We start from the raw sequence: 20909 nt of genomic DNA, 5'->3' as shown, positions 1-20909 counted from the left end.
CAATTCATCAGCATTGACGGAGCACTCATGCGGCCCGCTTTCTCAGTCGTTTTTCTCACCACGCTATGCGGCGCGGCGCAGGGCCTGCTGCTCACGCTCGTCGCGATCGAAGCGATATCGCGCGCGGCGAGCCTTGACGTGCCCTCGGCGTTCTACGTGCTCGGTGCCGCGCTGGCAGTCGCATTCGGCTCGCTTGGCCTGTTCGCGTCGTTTTTCCATCTCGGACATCCCGAGCGCGCGTGGCGTGCAATCGCGATGTGGCGCACGTCTTGGCTATCGCGCGAATGCATCGCACTGCCGGTGTTCTTGGCGCTCGCGACGGCATACGGCGTCGCGCACTGGGCTGGCGTTGGCGCCGGCGATACGCTCGCGATCGGTGCGCTCGGCGCGGCGGCGAGCCTCGCGCTATTCGTCTGTACAGCGATGATCTACGCGTGCCTGCGCTTTCTGCAGGAATGGGCGAGCCCGCTCACGCTCGTCAATTTCGTGCTGCTCGGCTGCGCCTCCGGCTGTACGCTCGCCACCGCGTGCGCGGCGTGGCTCGCGCCGGCGCTCGTCGGCCTGCTCGCACCGTGCGCATGCGTGTTGACGCTCGCGGGTTGCGCGACGCGCCTCGCATCGCTTGCTCGCAACGCGCGCCTCAAGCCGAAATCGACCGTGCAGAGCGCGACAGGGATACGCAACGCGAAGGTCGAGCAAAAGTCGCGCGGCTTCACGGCGAGCGCCTTCAACACGCGCGAGTTCTTTCACGGACAAAGCGGCGGCACGCTGCGCACGATCAAGGTCGGTTTCTTGATCGCCGCGTTCGCGGTGCCGTTCGTGCTGACGGGCGCGGGCGCACTCGCGCCGCAGTCGGTTGCCGCAGCGCTCGCGCTGGGCGCCGCGTTCGTTATTCAGTATGTGGGCCTGCTTGCCGAGCGCTGGTTCTTCTTCGCGGACGCGCGGCATCCGCAGAACATCTACTACCAGCGCGCATCGTGAGGATCGGCGAATAACGGCCCGCGCACGCAACGTGCGCTAAAACGTCTTCGCCAGCTTGCGTGCGGCGTCCTGCAGGCGCGGCACGTTTTCGAGCAGGCGCGATAGCGGCATGCGCGATACGGGTGCATGGACGGCGACCGCGGCGACGCAGGCACCGTTCGCCGCGACGATCGGTGCGGCCACGCAGACGATGCCGGCGACGAATTCCTCGTTGTCGATGGCAAGGCCCTTGTGTGCGGTGCGATCGAGTTCGGCTTCGAGCAGTTCGGGGTCGGAGATCGTGTTCGGCGTATGGCGGGTGAGCGGTATCGCTCGCACGAGCGCGGTACGTTCCTCGCGCGGCAACTGGGCGAGCAGCAGCTTACCGCTCGCGCTGCAATACGCGGGTACCCGTGAGCCGGGCTTCAAATCGAGCCGCAGCGGCCACGCTGCTTCGACGCGGTCGAGATAGACCACCTCGGTCTCGTGCAGCATCGTGAGGTTGCACGTTTCCCCGAGATCGGCCACGAGACGCTCGAGAATCGCATGGCGCAGCCGTCGCGTGCCGGCATGCATCATCACGGCGACGCCGAGCCGCGCAAGCCGGGGGCCGACCGCGTACGCATTCTTCTGGCCGGGCTCGCGGATGACGAGCCCACCGGCTTCGAGCGACGCAAGCATGCGATGCAGCGATGCCTTCGGGATGTCGACGTCGCGCGCGAGGTCGGCGAGCGATATGGCATCGCCTGCGTTGACGAGATATTCGAGCAGCGCGAAGGAGCGCAGGGTGGGCGTATCCGCGGGGAGCATGACGGCCGTGTCAAAAGAGTGGACTGCGGCCATTGTACCGAACGGCCTTGCGCACGGCCGGTCGCCGCCGGTGTCTGTCGGTGTTAAGCAGCGCTCTGCTGCGCATGCACGCATTGCGCGAGCGCGCGTACGCCGGGCTCGATTCGCTCCGGTGCGATGGCGGAGAAGCCCATGCGAAAGTGGCGTCGTGCGTCGCTGTCGTCGTTCATGAAGAACACGCTGCCCGGCTCGATCAACACGCCGACTGCCTGCGCATCGGCGGCCAGTCGCTCGGCATCGAGCCACGTCGGACCTTCGACCCATGACGACGCGCCGCCCGCGATCGGCACGTAGCGCGCTTCCGGCAGATGGGTATCCAGTGCCGACATCAGCGCCTGCGAGCGCTCGCGGTATGCATGCGCGAGCCGCCGCAGCAGCGCATCGTGGTGCCCTAATGCAAGGAAGGTTGCGAACGCGCGTTGAATGTAGCCGACCGGGTGCCGCACCATCAGACGCCGCAGCGCGCGCAACTCGCGAATCAGCTCGCGCGGGCCCACCACGTAGCCGAGCCGCAGGCCGGGCGCGAAGGTCTTGGAGAGACTACCGACGTAGATCACGCGATCGGCCGTATCGAGGCTTTTGAGCGCCGGGTGCGGCGTGCCGGAGAACGTGTTCTCACTCTCGTAGTCGTCTTCGACGATGACGAAGTCGTGCTGCTGGGCGCATTCGAGCAGCGCGCGGCGGCGCTCGATCGGCATCGTCGACGTGGTGGGGCATTGGTGACTCGGCGTGACGTACACGTAGTCGCAGCGCGCGAGCGAATCGCCGAGCGCCTCGGGCGCGATGCCGTTGCTGTCGACGGGCAGCGGCAGCAGCCGGGCATGGCGATTCTGGAAGATGTTGCGTGCATCGGGATAGCCGGGATTCTCGAAGCCGACCGTCGTGTCTTCGTCGCACAGCAGGTCGGCGATCAAGTAGAGCGCCTGCTGGCAGCCATTCGTGATGATGATCTCGTCCGGTGCCGCGAATACGCCACGCCGCGGCAGCACACGCGTGCGGATCTGCTGGATCAGCGATTCGTCGTCGCGCTCGATGAGATCGGGTGCCCAGTTGCGGATCTCCATGATCGACAGTGCTTTCATGCAGCACTCGCGCCAATCGTTGGTCGGAAACAGCGATTGGTCGAACTGACCGTAAATGAAGGGAAATTCGTAGTGCTGCCAGTTCGCGGGCTTGACGATGTTGCGCTGTTGCGAGGGCGGATGCGCGATGCGTTGTTGCCAGACGGGGCGGCCCGCAGCGTCGGCATCGATGTCGCTTTCGGTGGCGACGGGCGCCGCGGCGCTCTTTTGTGCGGCGCCGGGGCCGGGCAGGCCGCGGAGCATCTCCGGATTCACGAAGTGTCCGCTGCGTTCGCGCGAGATCAGGTAACCCTCTTCGACGAGCATCTGATAGGCGAGCACGACCGTATTGCGCGCGACGCCGAGCTGATCGGCGAGCTCGCGGCTCGAGGGCAGCGCCGCGTCGGGCGGCAACTGGCCGTCGAGGATCGCGGCGACGAGCATTTGCCGGATCTGATCCTGCAGACTCGTCTTCGATGCCGACGACCGCCTGAACTGCTGGGCCCATAAAGCGGTCGGGGTGCGGCTCGGCATGCTGGCTCCTATCGTTGATCGAGATCGCGAACGTTGTGCGTTCCTGCATGATACGACGCGTGACGGACTCAAACGCACGCCTCAAATGAGTGCCTCAAATGCGCGCCGCCTTGGCCGCTTCGCTCAAGCAGGCGCGAAACTGCGCCGCGGCCGGCGTGTCGTCGGCATCTGCCCGCCACGTGGTGCTGACCGGGCCGAGTGCAGCGCCCAGGCTCAAGGGCAGAATCGTCAATGTGCCCGCTTCCTCGTGATGCCGTGCGAGCGAACGCGGCAGCAGGCCGAGCATCGGGTACGCCTGCAACATGCCTACATTGGCGTCGATCACGACGGACTCGACGGTATTGATCGGCGTGCCGACACCATGCGTTTCCAGCACCGACAACAGATGCCGAAGCATCGGCGCGCCGGCGCTCGGTACGATCCACGCCAAGCCGGCCAAGTCGCTCCACTTGATGCGCTTGCGGCGCGCGAGCGGATGCGTGCGCGCCACCACGATCACCGTCGGGTCGTCGAACAGCGATTCGCTCGTGAATTCCGGCGCGGCGAGCCCGCGCGCGAGGCGCCCCACGATCATGTCGAGCTGGCCCGCACGCAGAGCAGGGACGAGTTGGTCGAGCGTGCCTTCGTGCAAACACACCGTAGCGGTTGGCGAGCGCTGCTTGAACAACGCCACGGCCGCGGGGATCAAGATCGGCGCGGCCACCGACAGCACGCCCACCTCGACGCGGCCGCCCGTGCCGCTCGACATCGCCTGCAATTCCTCACTGGCACGCTGCGCGTGCAGCAACAGTTCGCGCGCGTGGCGGATCAAGCACTCGCCATAGGCGGTGGGCCGAATGCGGCGGCCGTCGCGTTCGAACAGCGGCACGCCGATGCCTTTTTCCATCTCGCCTAGCATCTTCGAAACGGCGGGTTGGGTGACGTTCAGTGCGCTTGCCACCTTGCCGACCGTTTGACGATCGGCGAGCGCCACCAGCAATTGCAAGTGCCGCAGCTTCAGCTGACGGGAAAAATAGCTCTCGATCGTAGCGCGATCGAGCGGCGCGTCGGGGGAGGGGCCGGAAGATACCGAGGCCATTGATTCATAACCTTCATTTTATAGGTAGAAGGCAATATCTCATTGGACGGTAACGATGTAAAGCCGCAGAATCGGCGTTGCATCTTGCTGGACGAACGTAACGGGTAACCCCGAATCACCCCGCGGATGACAACGAGACCAACACGAACACGAGACACACGCAGCGCCCCTATTTGCGGGGGTAGCCGCCAGGAGGACTTCCCCATGCCAGCCAGCCCAGTGCTGCCCCGCGCCAACCGCCGCGCGATCGTTGCCAGTACCATCGGCAACGCATTCGAGTGGTACGACTTCATCGTTTTCGGCTTTCTGTCGGTCATCATTGCGCGGCAGTTCTTTCCGTCGTCGAATCCGACGGTTTCGTTGCTGCTGACCACGGCCACCTTCGGCAGCGCATTCTTGATGCGGCCTATCGGCGGCATCCTGCTCGGCATCTACGCCGACCGCGCCGGGCGCAAGTCGGCGCTTGCGCTGGTCATTCTGCTGATGACGTTGTCCTCGGCGATGATGGCATTCACGCCCAACTACGCGACGATCGGCATTGCCGCGCCGATCATCGTGGTGGCGGCGCGATTGCTGCAGGGCCTCTCGGCCGGCGGCGAGTTCGGCAGCGCCACGGCCATGTTGATCGAATACGCGCCGCCGCATCGGCGCGGTTTCTATGGAAGCTGGCAGAACTTCGGCCAATTCGTCGCCGCGGTGACCGCTGCGTTGATGGGGGCGCTCGTGACGCGCGGCCTGAGCGCTAGCGCGCTCGATGCGTGGGGGTGGCGCGTACCGTTCCTGTTCGGCGTGCTGATCGGCCCGGTCGGTTTCTATATCCGCACCCGGCTGCACGAACCGCCGGTCTATGAGGAGGCCGCTGCCGACGCGCGCACGGCTATCCCCGGCAAGGCGGGATCGATGCTCGCCACGGTTTGGCGCGAACATCAGGCGGCGTTGTGGATCGCGTTCGGCTTGGTTGTCGCCAGCTCCGTCGCGCAATACGTGCTCAACGTTTACCTTCCGGTGTATGCGGTGCGGCAACTGAAGTTGCCGGTGTCGGCACCGTTCATCGTGCTGGTGGCCACCGGCACGCTGCGCATGATATTGACGCCGCTTTTCGGTCTGCTGTCCGATCGTATCGGGCGCAAACCCGTGATGGGTGCGTCGATGGCGCTGTACGTGCTGACCATCTATCCGTTGTTCGTCTGGCTGATCGCCGCACCGAGCCTGTCGAGGCTGCTCGGTACCGAAGTGGTTTTCGCGCTTCTGATGGCCGCGGCGCTGGGGCCGGCATCGACCGCGCTTGCCGAGTTGTTTCCCACGCAAGTACGCGCCACGGGTCTATCGATTTCGTACAACGTGGCCACCACGCTGTTCGGCGGCTTCTCGCCGTTTCTCGTCACCTGGCTCATCAACGTCACGGGCAACAAAATGATGCCGGCCTACTTCGTGACGGCGGCGATGATCGTCGGGCTCATCGCGTTGTGGCCGATGCCCGATGCGGCGAGACGAACGACCGCCACGCGGCTGGGTGCCGGCAGCGGCGCGCTGTAACGCCGGCCTTCCTTCACGTTTTCAATTCGAATACCTACGATGTCGTCGATTCGCAATGTGCTGTTCGTGATGTGCGACCAACTGCGGGCGGACCACCTGTCGTGCTATGGGCATCCGTACTTGGCCACGCCGCATATCGACCACTTGGCGCAGCGCGGCGTGAAATTCGACCGCGCGTTCGTGCAGTCGGGCGTGTGCGGCCCGTCGCGCATGTCGTTCTACACGGGGCGCTACGTCGCGAGCCATGGGGCGACGTGGAACCGCGTGCCGCTCTCGATCGACGAGATCACGCTCGGCGAATACCTGGCCGAACGCGACATGAAGCTCGCGCTGGTCGGCAAGACGCACGTGATGCCGGACCACCGGGGGCTCAAGCGCCTCGATCTTGACGGCGGCAATGCGTTGGGCGCGTTGTTGCGCGAGGGACATTTCACGCTCGTCGATCGCTACGACGGCCATCATGCCGAGCCCGCCGGCGGGTACGCCGAGTATCTGCGCAGTCGCGGTTACCTAGGCAACGATCCGTGGACCGACTACGTCATCTCGGCCGAAGACGAACGCGGCCATATTGTCAGCGGCTGGCACATGCGCAACGTGCATTTGCCCGCGCGGGTACGCGAAGCCGATTCCGAGACGGCGTACACGACCGATCAAGCCATCCGCTTCATCGAGCACCAGGGCGAGCGGCCGTGGGCGATGCACTTGTCCTACGTGAAGCCGCATTGGCCATACATGGCGCCCGCGCCTTATCACGACAAGTACACGCTCGACCAATGCTTGCCCGTGCGGCGCGCGCAACGAGAGCGTGACGCACCGCATCCGGTGACGAGCGCCTACTTCCAACAGGAGGAGTGCGCCAATTTCATGCGCGATGAAGTGGTCGCGAAAGTGCGGCCCGCTTACCAAGGGTTGATCAGTCAACTCGACGATCATCTGGGCCGACTGTGGGAAACGCTGGACAAGCTCGGGCGCTGGAAGGACACGCTGATCGTTTTCACGGCCGATCACGGCGATTTTTTGGGCGATCACTGGCTCGGCGAGAAGGAGTTGTTCTACGACACCGTGCAGCGCGTGCCGTATATCGTCTACGATCCATCGCCCGAGGCTGACGCCACGCGCGGGCGCAGCGACGCACGCTTCGTCGAGGCGATCGATACCGTGCCGACGATCCTCGACGCGCTGGACATGCCGATTCCCGGGCATCGCATCGAAGGCCGTTCGCTGCTGACGCTGACACGCGAGCGCAATGCGCAAACGCCGTGGCGCGACGCGGTTTTCTCCGAACTCGATTACGCGTACCGGCAGGCGCGTCAAATCCTTGGCCGCGGGCCCGATGCATGCCGCGGCTGGATGGTGCGCACGGACGCGTGGAAATACATCCACTGGGACGGCTACGCGCCGCAGCTTTTCGATCTACGCAGCGACCCCGATGAATTCGTCGATCTCGGCACGGACCCGGCGTTCGACAACGTACGGCAGGCTATGCGTGAACGCTTGTTCGCATGGTCGATCGGCTTGCGCAACCGCACGACGGTGACGCTCGACGATGTCGAGCGCGGCACTCACCAATACAAGAAAGCGGGGGTGTTCTACGGCGTGTGGTAGGGCGGTGCTCGCGTAGAGCGTGTTTCGCCAAGTTCCGTCTGCCTAGGCCGTTTCTATACTGCGCAGACCTCGATTCTTCAGCCCGTCAGGTGCTGCACCAGGTAGCGCAGAACTTGCGCGAACGCATCCTGCATTTCCACAGGCTTCAACTCATAGGCCACCAGCACGGGGCTGCTCAATAGAGCAATCAATAGATATTTCATTTAGGTCTCCTCACGGACGGGGGAGATATCGTGAGGCTGCCGTTCCGCATGAACTCATACTGAGCAGGTCCTATGCCATTGGCGCGACGGCCCTATGCACCGTGCCGTTGCCCCCGTTGCAAAGATGAGATCGAGCGATTCCCGAGCGAAGACGTTTCTGACGCGAAACGTTAGCGGTGATAGCGAAGATGAACTCGAAGACGCGGGACGGTTGCGGTGTGGCGAAGCGAGCCCAACTTCTTTGCGGACCCACTTCCATCGAGGTGTGACGCAGATTTTCGAGTCGCGTGGCCGCGGAGTGGCTGTGGTCGCCAGCGCACAAAAGCGTCTCAGGAATGAAACGTCCGTGTCGATCGAGATGGTTCTCGATGAAAAGGTTACTTCCCCAAGAAAATTCAAACTCGGCCTAAGCTGCGGGCGTTCATCGATATCGTGAGGGGCGGATCCAACGCCGACTGTATGGCCGATTCCGTGTATCGGCCCACCCTTGCGTTGGATTGAAACTACGCCACGACGCACCAATTCTGAAATGGCATACTAGGGCTTCCGCGCTTCGTAGGCGCGACGTCATGTACGGACGCAGGCGGCCCGAAGCCGGCAGGCTTGCCATCGGCTCCAAAGCTTTAGAAATCATCAGATGAGGAATGGCCCGACAATTCAGCGGGTGGCGAAGCTAGATATGGGGGAAGATCCTGCCCATTCGCGCGCGGCATGGCTTGCCAACGAGTTTCGGTCCAGCTATGGTTGGCTGAAATCGAAGCTGCAGCGGCGCGTCGGATCGCCGGCCGACGCTGAAGATCTTGCGTCGTCTTCGTTTGTGGAACTGGCCGGCGTTCAAGATTTGCGTACGGTACGCGAGCCGCGAGCGTTTCTGACGGTCATCGCTCAACGTCTTACCTTCGAGATGTGGCGTCGGCGCGATCTGGAGCGCGCGTATTTGGATGCACTGCTTGCTGCGGACGATACGCCGGTCGCGCCTTCTCCGGAATCGATCGTCGAAATTTCGCAGGCGCTATTGCTTGCCGATCAGGCGCTCAATGGATTGCCGCCCAAGGCCAAAAGCGCGTTCATCTACAGTCAGATCGACGGTTTGACGTACGCGGAAATTGCCGCGCGGCTTGGCGTGTCGACCAGCATGGTCCGCAAATACATTGCTCAGGCACTCACCCAATGCTTTTTGACGAGTTGACAACCATGAACGGTGCTGCCGCGATTCATCCTGCCGCGCAGGAGGCCATCGAATGGGAAGTCAGATTGCGCGGGGAGGCGGTCTCGCAACGGGAGCGCGATCAGTTCGAGACATGGCGCCGCGCCGATCCCGCTCACGAGGACGCGTGGGCCCGGCTGCAGGAGCGGCTCACGAGATTAGGGGCATTGCGAAGCGCGTCTTCGGTGGCGGTTCGGCGCGCGCTGGACGAACCATCACACGCGAGGCGCCGCATGTTGAAAGCAGGCGCCGGTTTCGCTGCGCTCGCGCTGGCCGGTATCGGAACACGCGAACTGGTCAAGGTCTACTCGCTCGATGCCGATTACCACAACGGCAGTACCGCACCGGAGAAGCTCGCGTTGAGCGACGGCACGCCGATGACCTTGGGTGCGGCGGCGCGTGTCTATGCGGCCGGAGACGGGTCTGGAGCTACCCGGGACAACATCTATCTTGCTGCCGGCCAAATCGCGGCGCGTGGCACGGCCGCAAAGCGTCAGCCGTTGATCGTGAAGACCCGCGACGGTATCGTTCAGACAAATGAAGCGCGGCTCAGTGTCGACGCCTTGCGGCTTCATACCGTAGTGGCGGTGCAGGGCGGCGATGCGATGCTCTCGGCACACGCGGGCAGTCGGATCCATGCGCCCGACGGTTCGGCTTGGTCCATCTCGTCCGGACGCATCGCGCGCATGCCAGAAACCTCCGCCGATATCTTCGCGTGGACTCACGGGACGCTGGTTGTTCTCGACCGTGCCGTGCCCGACGTCGTCGAGACGCTTGGGCGCTACTACAGGGGCTATATCCGCTTCCCTGAGGCAGCCCTTGCCCGCAAAGTGAGCGGTGTTTTCCCGCTCAATGACGTCGACGCGGCGTTGCGGCAGCTCGCCGAAGGATTGGGGCTTTCCCTCAAGCTCTACGGGAAAGTCCTGGCTGTCGCTTCCGAAGGCTAACCCTCCGCTCGAAGCCGTTCCGGCTCGACGAAAATTCTTTTGCTTTGCCGGTGTCACTTTTCTCCGCTCGTTGCACAAGGTAAATGCGAGGCATCTAAGCACCTCGACATTCAGTGTGCGCACGAACGGAGGAAGTGTGATCGACCACATCGATAAAGCCATTCTGTCAGTCCTGCAGCAAGACAGCACGCTCTCGGTTGCGGAGATTGCCGACCGCGTGCACTTGTCGACGACCCCGTGCTGGCGACGCATACAGAAGCTCGAGCAGGACGGCGTCATCTCTCGCCGCGTCGTTCTCTTGGACGCGCAGAAGCTCAACGTCGGCGTCACCGTGCTCGTGGAAATCAAGACGGCTCAGCACACGGCGACTTGGCTCAAACGCTTCTGCGAGGTCGTCGCCGGTATTCCCGAGGTCGTCGAAGTTCACCGGATGAGCGGCAATATCGACTACATGCTCAAGGTCGTCGTTCCGCACATCGCTGCGTACGACGGCGTCTATAAGCGCTTGATCAGCGAGATGGACATCTTCGACGTCAGCTCCAGCTTCTCGATGGAGACCATCAAGCACACGACGATCTTGCCTTTGGACTACGTGTCCTGATTGCCTTGCTCGGTGAGCGTCACGCAGCGGACGAAATTTTCAAGGAAGGGGCATGTGGCAGAAATCAAATTCCGGAATGCTTGCGAAAGCCGAATTGTTTCAAAAAAGCATTTCAGTGCCGATCGTTAGACTTTCTGTGTGGGTGATGCGAGCGCACTAGGGAAACACTGATTTATTCGACTCGACGGTCATCGCATCGGCCGCCGAGGACGTTGTAGAAAGAGGCACGCGGAACGGATCCCTGAACATGAAGCGACAGATCGGTTTTGCAGAAGCGGAAAGCCGTGGCGCGAAGCGCGTAACCAAGCGGCAACGCTTTCTGGCGGAGATGGACAAGCTTGTCCCATGGCCACGTTTGCTGTCGGCGATCGAGCCGTACTACCCGAAGGGCAAGCGAGGCCGACCGCCGATTGGCTTGGAACGTATGCTGAGGATCTACTTCCTGCAACAGTGGTACGGGCTGTCGGACGAAGGGTTGGAAGACGCGCTGTACGACAGCATTGCGATGCGTGCGTTTGCCGGCATCGATCTGGCGGTCGAGGACGTGCCGGATGCGACGACGCTGTTGAAGTTCCGCCGCCTGCTGGTCGAGCATGACTTGACGCGCAAGCTGTTCGACGAGATCGGCATTTCGCTGTGCGAACGCGGGTTGCTGATGAAGGAAGGCACCTTGGTGGATGCGACGATTATTGAGGCGCCACCGTCGACCAAGAATGCCGAGAACAGCCGTGATCCTGAGATGCATCAAACGAAGAAGGGCAATCAGTGGCACTTCGGCATGAAAGCGCACATCGGCGTCGATGCCGACTCGGGTCTGGTGCACAGCCTGGTGGGTACATCGGCCAACGTAACGGACGTATCGCAAGCGCACGCTCTGTTGCACGGGCACGAGCGGGAAGCGTTTGGTGATGCTGGCTACACGGGCGTTGAAAAGCGCGACGAGATGCGCGGCAAAGCGGTGCAATGGCGCGTGGCTGTCAAGCGCGGAAAGATTAAGGCAATGCGAGACGGGGCGCTGAAGGATTTGCTGATCCAGGTGGAGCGAACCAAAGCGCAAATTCGCGCCCGGGTCGAGCATCCGTTTCATGTCGTCAAGAATTTGTTCCGCCACCGCAAGGTCCGCTATAAAGGCCTAGCCAAGAACACGGCGCAACTGTTCAGCCTCTTCGCCTTGGCCAATCTGGTGATCGCAAAGAGCCAGTTGAACTCGATACATGGGCAAAGTCCGTCATGTGTATGAAAAACGCGAGCGATCGGCCCGCATTCGAGCAAAACTCAGCCCGATCGCAACGAAATTCGTTCGCCGTTCTGACACTTGCAAACTGACTCGTGCAAAACGCCGCCGGCGAACTCATTGATCAGCGTTTCCCTAGGTGGTTCACCACAATACATCCGACAAGGGGAAGGGTTTGAACGTGAAGATCAAGATCGGCACCAGGGGTATCGTCAGCCGCGTAACGGGAATGGCTATCGCGGTAGCCGTATCCCAGGTTTTTATGAGCGCCTCGGTATGCGCGCAGCAAGCGGCCGCACAGACGTATCACATTGCGAGTGGTCCGTTGGACCGCACGTTGGTTGAGATTGCGAGGACCGCAAACGTTCGATTGAGTTACGACGCTTCGCTCGTGCAATCGCTCAAGTCGTCGCCGGTGGATGGAACTTACTCGGCGGAAGATGCCATTCGCAAGGCGTTGGCGGGCACAGGCCTCGCATTGGTCCCGACGGCGAACGGCGGATACACGCTGGCTCACACGAAGCAAGAGGCGCATGGCGGCCCATCGGCCGCGGCACCCGCATCGGGCACGGCAGCCATCGCGGGTTCGAACGGCTCACAAGTCGATACGACGCTGCCGCTGATCAGCGTTGCGGCAAGCAAGGATTCCGGCGGAACGGGCTTCGTGGCGGAGTCGTCTTCCTCTTATGCGCGCTCCGATGTGCCGTTGAGCGAAACGCCCAAGTCGATTAGCGTGATCGACGCGGCCGTGATTCAAAGTCAGAGCGACCAATCTCTTTCCGACATCCTTCGCAATGCCTCCGGCGTCGTGACGCGGCCAGGGCCGTTAGGCGTGCCGCAGTACGTCATCCGCGGTTTTACGGCGGAAAACGTCACATCGGATGGGCTCGCCACCGTGGGGCCGGCGCCGAACGTGACACCGACGATCGCGATTTCGAGCGTCGAGGTGATCAAGGGGCCATCGGCCATTCTCAACGGCGAAAGCCCTCCCGGCGGCGTGATCAATCTGGTCAAGAAGACGCCGCAAGCCGATCCGTTCCATGAAGTGCAACTCGGATACGGTACGTTTGGCGACGCACAGGTCGCGCTGGATAGCACAGGGGCGATCACGGACGACAAGGAACTGCGGTATCGCTTCATCGTTTCGGGCGAAAGAGCCGGCCAGAATGCAATGGGGTATGACGGAAAGCGGAATTTCTATTTCGCGCCGACGCTGGAGTGGAAAGACGCGAGCACCGATCTGACGGTGGGGTACGAGCGTACCGTCGACCGCGAGCCGATTCCTCAATATACGCTCGGCTATCTCGCGGGCGATATCTATCGAAACTATATCGATCAGCCGCTTGGGCAACCTTCGGATCACTTTGGCGCGCAGACGGACAACGTCTTTTTTCACCTCGAACAGAAGCTGAACAATTCGCTGACGTTCGTGAGCAAGGGATCGTACACGCGGTCGCAGACCGTGCAGCAAGCCTGGACACCCGTCATGCCGCTGGATTCGAACAACGGCACGTCGTTGTTCAACTTCGATTCGCTTTCGGATTTCTATAGCTGGAGCTTGCAGAACTATCTGCGAGGAAAGTTCGATATCGGGCAAACGAAGAACACGGTGATCGCAGGTTGGGATTTTCTTCGCTACAACCAGTACCAGATGGATACCCAAACGCCGGGGTTCATCACCGACCCGAACATATTCGGCGCCTTCACTTTTCCGTCGTCGGATACGGGAAACTTAGCGCCGACCTTTGCCAGTACGTACACACAAGCCGGCGTGTATCTGCAGGACCAGTTCACGTATAAGAATTTTCACGCGCTGGCGTCTATTCGGCGCGACAACTATCTGACGATTACCGATACGCCGGGCGCCGAGAATAGCGCCGGGACGCACCAGAACGCTTATAGCCCCAGCATCGGCTTGCTTTACGAACTGACCCCCGACATCGCTGCGTATGCAAGCTACAACAGGGGATTTCAGCCGGGTACGGCACCGATATTCGGTGGGGGCCTTCTTCCGCCGCAGGTCAGCCAGCAGGCGGAGGCGGGCATGAAGTTCAACCTTCTGGACGACAAGCTAGCCATCACGACTTCGGCTTACCGCACGTCATTTAGCAACTACAACGTCAGCGATCCCGTGCATCAGGGCTTTTACATCCCGACGGGCGGTGCAGTGAGTCGCGGATTCGAAGCCGAAATTACCGGGCAGCCCATGCGTGGCGTCAACGTCGTCGGAAGCTATACGTATAACGACTTCGTGCAGCCGGCCGTTGCGAAGATTCCGGTCAATCTGCCTAAAAACAGCGCGAGCTTGTGGGCAACCTATAACTTCCAAACTCAGATGCTTCAAGGGTTCGGCGTCGGCGCAGGGTTGTTTTTCGCAAGCGGGCAGTACATTGATTCGGGTTCCGCTTACCGCATCCCGAGCCAGGTCGAAACGGATCTCGGCGTTTTCTATCGGAAGAAGGGCTACGGCCTGAATCTTTCGGTCAAGAACGTGTTCAACCGGAAGCTCTACTACAGCAGTACGTCTGCGACACTGATTCCGATGGGACCGGAACGTACTGTGATGCTCACTGGCACCTATGATTTCTGAATCTCTCAACGCGCAGTCGTGGGGTGGTCCCATGCCGGATCGGGAGCAGCACACAGCATTGCGTTCACGTATCCGCGGCGGTGCGGTCGCCGCCGCGGTTGTGCTCGCGCACGCTGTTGGATTGTATGTGCTGGTGCATGAAAGTTCCGTCGCACTCAAATTGGAAGCCGGCCGGCCCGCGGGCGGCTCGATACAGGTGCGGCTCATTGCTGCTCCGACACCGCAGCCGCTTGCGCAGCAGGTGGTTAAACCAGAACCGAAGCCGGAGCCCAAGCCAAAGGTCGTCGAAAAGCCCGTGATCAAGCCGACGATTCGTAAGCATGCCCCCGTTCTTTCTTCTACGGCACCTAGTGCGCGCACGACTCAGGCGCCGCAATCCGAGCCGACAAAGCCGGTCGAGCAGGCACCGCCACCGCCCGCGCCGGTCGCGGCTGCCGCGCCTACGACAGCGCCGGCGCCGGCCGCGCCAGGACCGAATCTGCTCGATACGCCGAAGCAGATCAGCGCGGGAGAACTCAAGCAACTCGGTTGTCAGATACCTCGGCCGGAATATCCCGCAAAGGCTAAGCGACTCGAACAAGAGGGCACCGTGGTGGTGAGGCTGACCATCGGTACGGATGGCGCGGTCAAGGCGGCGCATGTCGTCCAAAGCAGCGGCTATCCGTTGCTCGACGATGCCGCCCTCGCCTCGATCAGAGCCGGCCGCTGTCAGCCGTATATGGCGGGGGGCTTACCTCGCGCCGTAGAGGCTACTCAGCCCATCGCTTTCAACCTGAACGACTGACCTTGCACTCATCGGAGCAACAGATGGAACAGTACGGCATCGCCAATGTATGGCAACAGGGTGACTTCGTTACCCGATTCATTTTCGTTTTCCTTTTCGGCATGTCGATCGCGTCGTGGTTCGTCATCTTGACCAAGGGTTTCGCGAATCGGCGCCTCGAAACGATGGGCAAGCGCGCCCAGACGCGATTCTGGTCGACGCAATCGCTCAATGAAGGTATCGAGGCGTTGGGCAACGGTACGGACAATCCGTATCGCGCGATCGCGCTTGCCGGGCGCGAGGCGAACGAACAGCAGGTGGGTAACGAGCCGTCTTTGCAAGGCAGCATCAGCACAGGCGATTGGGTGGCGCGAGGTCTGCGCAATGCGTTCGATGAGGAAGTCGCCCGTTTGCAGAACGGTTTGGCGATCCTCGGCTCCATCGGCAGTACCGCACCGTTCGTCGGTTTGTTCGGAACGGTCTGGGGCATTTACCACGCGCTCATGGCCATTGGCGCATCGGGCCAGGCAAGTCTCGATCACGTCGCGGGACCGGTAGGCGAATCGCTGATCATGACGGCGATCGGTCTGTTCGTCGCAATTCCGGCCGTGCTCGGATTCAACTACGTCAATCGTGGCAACAAGCGCGTGAGCCACCGTCTGAACCGGTTTGCGCACGAGCTCCATGTCTACTTCGTCACCGGCGCCAAAGCGCGCGGCGATGCGCGCCATGCACCTGCCGCGCCGGTCGCGAACAAGCGTGCGAGCGTAAACGTCATCGCCTGAACGGGAGCAGCCCATGTCGATTCTTATGGATGGCAACGGCGACGAAGGCGTCATGAACGACATCAACATGACGCCGCTCATCGACGTCATGCTGGTGCTGCTGATCATCTTCATCGTGACCTTGCCGGTCATCAACAAGGCGGTGAAGGTCGACCTTCCGCAGGCGGCGGCAAAGCCGGCCGAATCGAAAACCAGGGACATCGATTTGTCGATTACGGCCGACAAAACGGTGTTGTGGAACAAGGAAGTCGTGGATGAAGCCGCGCTCAAACAACGCGTGGAGACGGCAGCCGAACAGAGCGATCCGCCCGCCGTCAACATCGATGCCGACCAACATGTGGAGTACGGCAAGGTCGCGACGATACTGGCCGATCTTCAGGGCGGCGGGTTGAACAAGATCAATTTCGTCATGCAACCGCCTAAGAGGCAGCAATGAGCGTGAACCACGCGTTCCCGATGGATCGCGCTGAAGATCAGGAAGCGAGACGGCGATTCCCATCTGTTTGGAAGCTGGTCGTGCCTTACTGGAAAACCCGGGATGGCTTGCTCTCGCTGCTGATGCTCGCCTACGTGCTCGCTGCCGGCTGGGGCCATACCTACGTCGCAGTGTGGCTCAATCGTTGGACGGGCACGTTCTACGACGCGATCGGAGCAGGGAAGTTTCAGTTGCTTCCGCACCTTCTGTTCGTATTCCTGATGGTTGCGATGATTGCATCGGCCTTTACGATGTCGACGGTCATCTTGCAGTCGATCGTCGAGATTCGCTGGAGGCGATGGCTGACCACGTGGCTCGTCGATGAATGGATGGCACGGCACACTTACTATCGCATCGAGAGAGATCGATCGCTCGAAAACGTCGACCAGCGTATTGCCGAAGACGCGCGACAGTTCGTCAAAGACACACTGCTTCTCGTCATGGGGGGGCTTCAGGTACCGGTCAGTATCGTCAGCTTCAGCGTGATCCTCTGGAATATCGGCGGACCTTTGAAATTCAGCCTTGGCGGGGCGAGCCATACCGTCCGCGGCTATTTGGTTATGGCGGCATTTCTGTATCAGGGCGTGATCTTTGCCGGAACTCACTACCTGGGGCGTCGTTTGATCACGCTCAATGCAAAGCAGAATCGTGTCGAGGGTGATTTCCGGGTGCTGATGGTGCGCGTGCGGGAATTTGCCGAGCAGATCGCCTTCTTCAAAGGGCAATCGGCCGAGGGCAATAGATTGGGGGAGGCTTTCCGTCACGTCGTTTCCAATCTCTATTCGCTGCTTTGGGTGAATACGCGCGTTGGCCTGTTCACCAATATCGTCGGGCAAGTCAGTCCCGTCATTCCCACGCTGTTGGTCTTGCCGCAATTGCTGTCCGGCGGACTGTCGCTAGGGGGGCTGATGCGATCCAACGGCGCTTTCGGCTCCGTGACGAGCGCGCTTTCGTTCTTTCCCCAGGCATACCTTGGATTCGCCAGTTGGCGCGCCGAGGCGAATCGTCTTCGCGAGTTTCTCTATGTCAACGATATCGAGCAGAGGGCAGGCATCGTCACGAATCTCGAGATGAAGGGCCTGGTTGCCGCAAGCAGCCTGGTTCTGCGCGATGCGGATTCGGCCACCATTGCCTTCGTGCCTGATTTCATGCTGACGCCGGGCGCGCGATGCATCGTACGAGGACGATCGGGTAGCGGGAAAAGCACTTTGCTGAGAGCGCTTGCCGGACTTTGGCCATACGGCGAAGGCACGGTCAACCGCTCTGCCGACGGCGGGATGTTCGTGCCGCAGCGTAGCTACATTCCACCCGGCACGTTGAAGGGCGCGATTGCCTACCCCTGCGAAGAGTCCGCGTATTCGGACAGTCAGTGCGCTGACGTTTTACGCGCGTGTGGGCTCGGCGCTTACGTTGCGTCGATGCATGAGACCGATCGATGGAGTAGCCGTCTTTCCGGTGGAGAGCAGCAACGTGTGGCATTCGCTCGCGTGTTGCTTGCGAATCCTTCCACCGTCTTTCTCGACGAATGCACTTCGGCGCTCGACACGGAAAGCGAGCGGGAACTGTATCAATTGTTGATCGAACGCCTGCCTCGGGCTACGGTCGTCAGCGTCGCACATAGAAAGGAATTGTCAGCGTTTCATAGCTCGACGCTCGATTTCCCGCCTAGAGAAACGACCGACTCCGGCGATCGCACGGTACTCCCGTTACATCGCGTGTTTCCCGCATAAAGAATCGTATTAGATCCCACGCCGCCACCGTCCACACGGATGTGAGGCGCGACGGTGCGGGCGGCATCGAATCAATCCAGAGACAACCTTGAAAGGACAATCAATGAGTAATTTGAGGAGCGTGACCGAAGCGAGTTTCGACGCGGATGTGATCGCGAACAGTCGCCCTGTGCTGGTCGACTTCTGGGCCGAATGGTGTGGACCGTGCAAGGCCCTCGCTCCGACGCTCGAAAAAGTGAGCGAGAGCTTCAAGGGAGAGGTCGATTTCGTGAAGATCAACGTCGACGAGCACGCATCGGCGCGCGACCGATTCGGCGTGAGAGGTATTCCGACGTTGATTCTTCTGAAAGACGGTCACGAACTGGGGCGGGTTGTCGGCAATCGTTCCGCTGCCCAACTCGCGGGATTTCTCGATGCTCACCTAGGGACGGTAACGGAATTGGCCCGTCCCGCCATCAAGCTCAGCGCGTTCGGCGGCAATCCGCAAGCGAAGGCGACCGACCTCGATCGTTTGCGTGGGTACCTTACGCGAAAGCAGGCAGCGCCGAACGAGAACATGTGGGACGGGCAGATCAATAGCGCGCTCGGTTTCGTGACGGGCGAGGCCTATCCCGATGACTGCGCGCGCAAGCTCGGTATGCCGGCTGAAGTCGTGTCGATCGTCGAAACGCTGTCGACTTACCGCGAGACTCGTATCAACGGCGCGCTATTTGTAGCCGAATGGCTGGAGAGCGTACCTGTCGGAGCCGACTTGTCCAAGCTTCCCGGCCAACTTCTCGTTCATCTGCTCGAGAGCCCGATGGTCGCCGATTTGTTGGGTGGCGACTCAGCGTTGCTCGAGATTCGTGACGAGTTGGTTGCTTTGCATCGTGCTGAAACCGCTGACGCCGGCGGCGTGGAATCAAGCTGGGCGAAGGTTAAGAAAGCATGTGCGGATATTGCCTCCGATGCCAGTGATAAAAGCCGCGGAAGACTCGCGCATATGTTGGAGAGTGCATCGTCGGTGTTGTCCAAAGATCCGGACATGTTGGGCGACCTGGTTTTCGCCGTTAGTTCATTTGTGTGGAAGCGGCTTCAAGATAGCTGCAACTGGACCTCGATGGATGACGCACGGGTTGCGCAATTAGCCGGAGAAATCGCGGCGCGGGCGACTGAGCAAGGCACGGAATCGCCGCGCGGCGAGGCGATGATGCAGGCGATCGAAGCAGTCGATCCTGATCTCGTGCACCGTTTCCACGCTCACTATCGCGAAGGGAATCGAGCGATGAAGGAGATGGGCCAAGCGATCGGGGATCTGTTGATCGACCTGACCCGCCAATTCGCTTGAGATCTTCCCGCAGCGCGCTCATAGGGGCGCTGCGATCGATTGCTTAAATAGTGGAGCGAATTTATGCAGGCTGGCGGTATGCAGTTGCGCGCCGTGACGTCGGAGTTGAGCGATGCCGCGGCATGCGCGCTCGAACTCGCACGCGGCGCTGGCGCGGAAGGTGCGCGTGTCGAGGCGGCGCACTCCGAATCGCGCGCCGCAATGGTAAGAAATCGGGTGCCGACCGAAAGGAGTTTCCGTCTCGCTTCTGAAATTACGATTACTGTCTATCGAGCGGGCAAGCGCGCTTCGACGAGTTCGTCGGATTTGTCGCGAGAAGGGCTGGCGAAAGCGGTCCGAGCCGCGCTGGAGATTACGAATGTGACGGCAGTCGATTCGGCGGCAGGACTCGCGGACGCGTTGCAGTTGGCGAATACCTTCCCCGATCTCGATTCATACCATCCGCTGGAATCGACACTCGACGATATGGCCTCCTATGCGCAACGCGCGGAGTGTGCCGCGTTTGCGCATGATGCGTCGATTCAAACATCGAATGGCGCAAGCGTGCAAACGGTTTCGGGGGTATCGCTGCTTGCCACCTCGGTTGGATTCTCCGGGAGTGCCCCGTGGTCTGCGCATTCGATCTCCTGCGCGCCCGTTGCTTCCGGCGTCGGAGAAAAGCAGATTGGATTTTGGAGTCACTCTGCTCGTGCGTTCGATGACCTTCCAAGGCCCGAAGAGATTGGCGTAGTCGCAGCCGAGCGTGCGACGAGTGCCTTGAACGCCAGGCAAATTCCGACGCAGCAATGCGCCGTTTTATTCGAACCGACGGCTGCGCTAGCGCTTCTCAATGAGTTTGTCGCGGCGTCGTCGGGTGACGCGCTTTATCGAACGGGTTCATTTCTGAAAGATCGTCTTGGGGCGGCGCTGTTTCCCAAGCACGTTCGAGTTCGTGAAGATCCATTCTTGAAACGTGCAATGGGAAGCCGCTGCTTCGACAGCGACGGTATTCCTGGATCTCGGCGAATGGTGGTGAAAGACGGTTGCCTGCAAGGGTACTTCTTGGGTCTTTATGCCGCGCGTCGCTTAGGGGTGCAACCGACAGGCAATGGCTACGGGCCGCATAACCTCGAGGTTGGAAGCACGTTGACTGCGAACGGCGACGATTTCACCGGCATGCTCAAAAAGCTGAGCCGCGGGCTCGTCGTGACGGAGATGGTCGGTGGCGGCGTGAATCGTTTGACCGGCGATTTCTCGCGTGCGGCGAAAGGCTTCTGGGTAGAAAACGGAGTGATTCAGTTTCCGGTGGCCGGCATCACACTCGCATCGAATCTGAGGGAGATGTTTAGCGGGTTGCAGGCAATCGGCAACGATACGATCACTCGAGGATCATCGACGTCGGGATCCTGGCTGATCGAAACCATGAAGGTGGGGGGAGCCTGAGA

General features: G+C 61.2%; 17 protein-coding genes and 2 pseudogenes. 15 read left to right on the top strand and 4 right to left on the bottom strand.

What is annotated here, in order from left to right:
- Positions 1-27: 27 nt before the first annotated feature.
- Positions 28-981 (top strand): dimethyl sulfoxide reductase anchor subunit family protein, encoded by a 954-nt coding sequence (locus J3485_RS11035; RefSeq protein ID WP_206952501.1) that lies wholly within the window; start codon positions 28-30, stop codon positions 979-981.
- A 36-nt stretch (positions 982-1017) separates the two neighbouring features.
- Here J3485_RS11035 and J3485_RS11030 read toward each other — a convergent pair whose 3' ends face one another.
- From J3485_RS11030 to J3485_RS11020, 3 genes are all read right to left on the bottom strand, one after another.
- Positions 1018-1770 carry an IclR family transcriptional regulator gene (locus J3485_RS11030; RefSeq protein WP_206952500.1) on the bottom strand — a complete coding sequence of 251 codons (753 nt, stop codon included), beginning with the start codon at positions 1768-1770 and terminating at the stop codon, positions 1018-1020.
- A gap of 83 nt (positions 1771-1853) precedes the next feature.
- Positions 1854-3404 carry a MocR-like pyridoxine biosynthesis transcription factor PdxR gene (gene pdxR, locus J3485_RS11025; protein WP_206952499.1) on the bottom strand — a complete coding sequence of 517 codons (1551 nt, stop codon included), beginning with the start codon at positions 3402-3404 and terminating at the stop codon, positions 1854-1856.
- A 94-nt stretch (positions 3405-3498) separates the two neighbouring features.
- Positions 3499-4482, bottom strand: a complete 984-nt coding sequence (locus J3485_RS11020; protein ID WP_206952498.1) for a LysR substrate-binding domain-containing protein — start codon at positions 4480-4482, stop codon at positions 3499-3501.
- A 204-nt stretch (positions 4483-4686) separates the two neighbouring features.
- Here J3485_RS11020 and J3485_RS11015 point away from each other — a divergent pair, with 204 nt between their 5' ends.
- The gene (locus J3485_RS11015) at positions 4687-6018 is read left to right on the top strand and encodes an MFS transporter (protein ID WP_206952497.1); all 1332 of its coding nucleotides are present in this window, start codon (positions 4687-4689) and stop codon (positions 6016-6018) included.
- Positions 6019-6057: 39 nt separating this feature from the next.
- Positions 6058-7623: a sulfatase-like hydrolase/transferase gene (locus J3485_RS11010; RefSeq protein WP_206952496.1), complete on the top strand. Its 1566-nt coding sequence runs from the start codon at positions 6058-6060 to the stop codon at positions 7621-7623.
- A gap of 77 nt (positions 7624-7700) precedes the next feature.
- Here the strand turns inward: J3485_RS11010 and J3485_RS29270 are convergent, their stop codons facing one another.
- Positions 7701-7826, bottom strand: coding sequence for a hypothetical protein (locus J3485_RS29270; protein ID WP_277991604.1), 126 nt, complete (start codon positions 7824-7826; stop codon positions 7701-7703).
- A 637-nt stretch (positions 7827-8463) separates the two neighbouring features.
- On the opposite strand from J3485_RS29270, the gene J3485_RS11005 reads away from it, so the two are divergent.
- The 12 genes and pseudogenes from J3485_RS11005 (at position 8464) to J3485_RS28905 (ending at position 20907) form a co-directional block, all read left to right on the top strand.
- Positions 8464-9015, top strand: coding sequence for a sigma-70 family RNA polymerase sigma factor (locus tag J3485_RS11005; RefSeq protein WP_206952495.1), 552 nt, complete (start codon positions 8464-8466; stop codon positions 9013-9015).
- Entirely contained in the window at positions 8997-9980 is a 984-nt protein-coding gene (locus J3485_RS11000; protein WP_206952494.1) for a FecR family protein, read from the top strand. Before J3485_RS11005 ends, J3485_RS11000 begins: the two co-directional genes overlap by 19 nt.
- 136 nt (positions 9981-10116) lie before the next feature.
- The gene (locus J3485_RS10995; protein ID WP_206952493.1) at positions 10117-10581 is read left to right on the top strand and encodes an Lrp/AsnC family transcriptional regulator; all 465 of its coding nucleotides are present in this window, start codon (positions 10117-10119) and stop codon (positions 10579-10581) included.
- A 247-nt stretch (positions 10582-10828) separates the two neighbouring features.
- Positions 10829-11821: an IS5 family transposase gene (locus J3485_RS10990; RefSeq protein ID WP_206952492.1), complete on the top strand. Its 993-nt coding sequence runs from the start codon at positions 10829-10831 to the stop codon at positions 11819-11821.
- Between the two features lie 223 nt (positions 11822-12044).
- Positions 12045-14405 carry a TonB-dependent siderophore receptor gene (locus J3485_RS10985; protein ID WP_206955759.1) on the top strand — a complete coding sequence of 787 codons (2361 nt, stop codon included), beginning with the start codon at positions 12045-12047 and terminating at the stop codon, positions 14403-14405.
- Between the two features lie 133 nt (positions 14406-14538).
- The gene (locus tag J3485_RS10980) at positions 14539-15189 is read left to right on the top strand and encodes an energy transducer TonB (RefSeq protein WP_309477004.1); all 651 of its coding nucleotides are present in this window, start codon (positions 14539-14541) and stop codon (positions 15187-15189) included.
- 23 nt (positions 15190-15212) lie between these two features.
- Positions 15213-15953, top strand: coding sequence for a MotA/TolQ/ExbB proton channel family protein (locus J3485_RS10975; RefSeq protein WP_206952490.1), 741 nt, complete (start codon positions 15213-15215; stop codon positions 15951-15953).
- 13 nt (positions 15954-15966) lie between these two features.
- Entirely contained in the window at positions 15967-16389 is a 423-nt protein-coding gene (locus tag J3485_RS10970; RefSeq protein WP_206952489.1) for an ExbD/TolR family protein, read from the top strand.
- Positions 16386-18158, top strand: a complete 1773-nt coding sequence (locus J3485_RS10965; protein ID WP_206952488.1) for an ABC transporter ATP-binding protein/permease — start codon at positions 16386-16388, stop codon at positions 18156-18158. The genes J3485_RS10970 and J3485_RS10965 overlap by 4 nt, the downstream gene beginning before the upstream one ends.
- Before the next feature lie 103 nt (positions 18159-18261).
- Positions 18262-18582: pseudogene (trxA, locus tag J3485_RS29415) on the top strand (thioredoxin); the annotation flags it as partial.
- A gap of 966 nt (positions 18583-19548) precedes the next feature.
- Positions 19549-20232: pseudogene (locus J3485_RS29265) on the top strand (PmbA/TldA family metallopeptidase); the annotation flags it as partial.
- Positions 20233-20241: 9 nt separating this feature from the next.
- Positions 20242-20907 (top strand): metallopeptidase TldD-related protein, encoded by a 666-nt coding sequence (locus tag J3485_RS28905; RefSeq protein ID WP_242538746.1) that lies wholly within the window; start codon positions 20242-20244, stop codon positions 20905-20907.
- The last annotated feature ends 2 nt before the right edge of the window (positions 20908-20909 follow it).

It is taken from the genome of Trinickia acidisoli (assembly GCF_017315725.1).
In the GTDB taxonomy this organism is placed as follows: domain Bacteria; phylum Pseudomonadota; class Gammaproteobacteria; order Burkholderiales; family Burkholderiaceae; genus Trinickia; species Trinickia acidisoli.
Note: the sequence above shows the minus strand (reverse complement) of the source record. Positions and strands in the feature narration are given on the sequence as shown.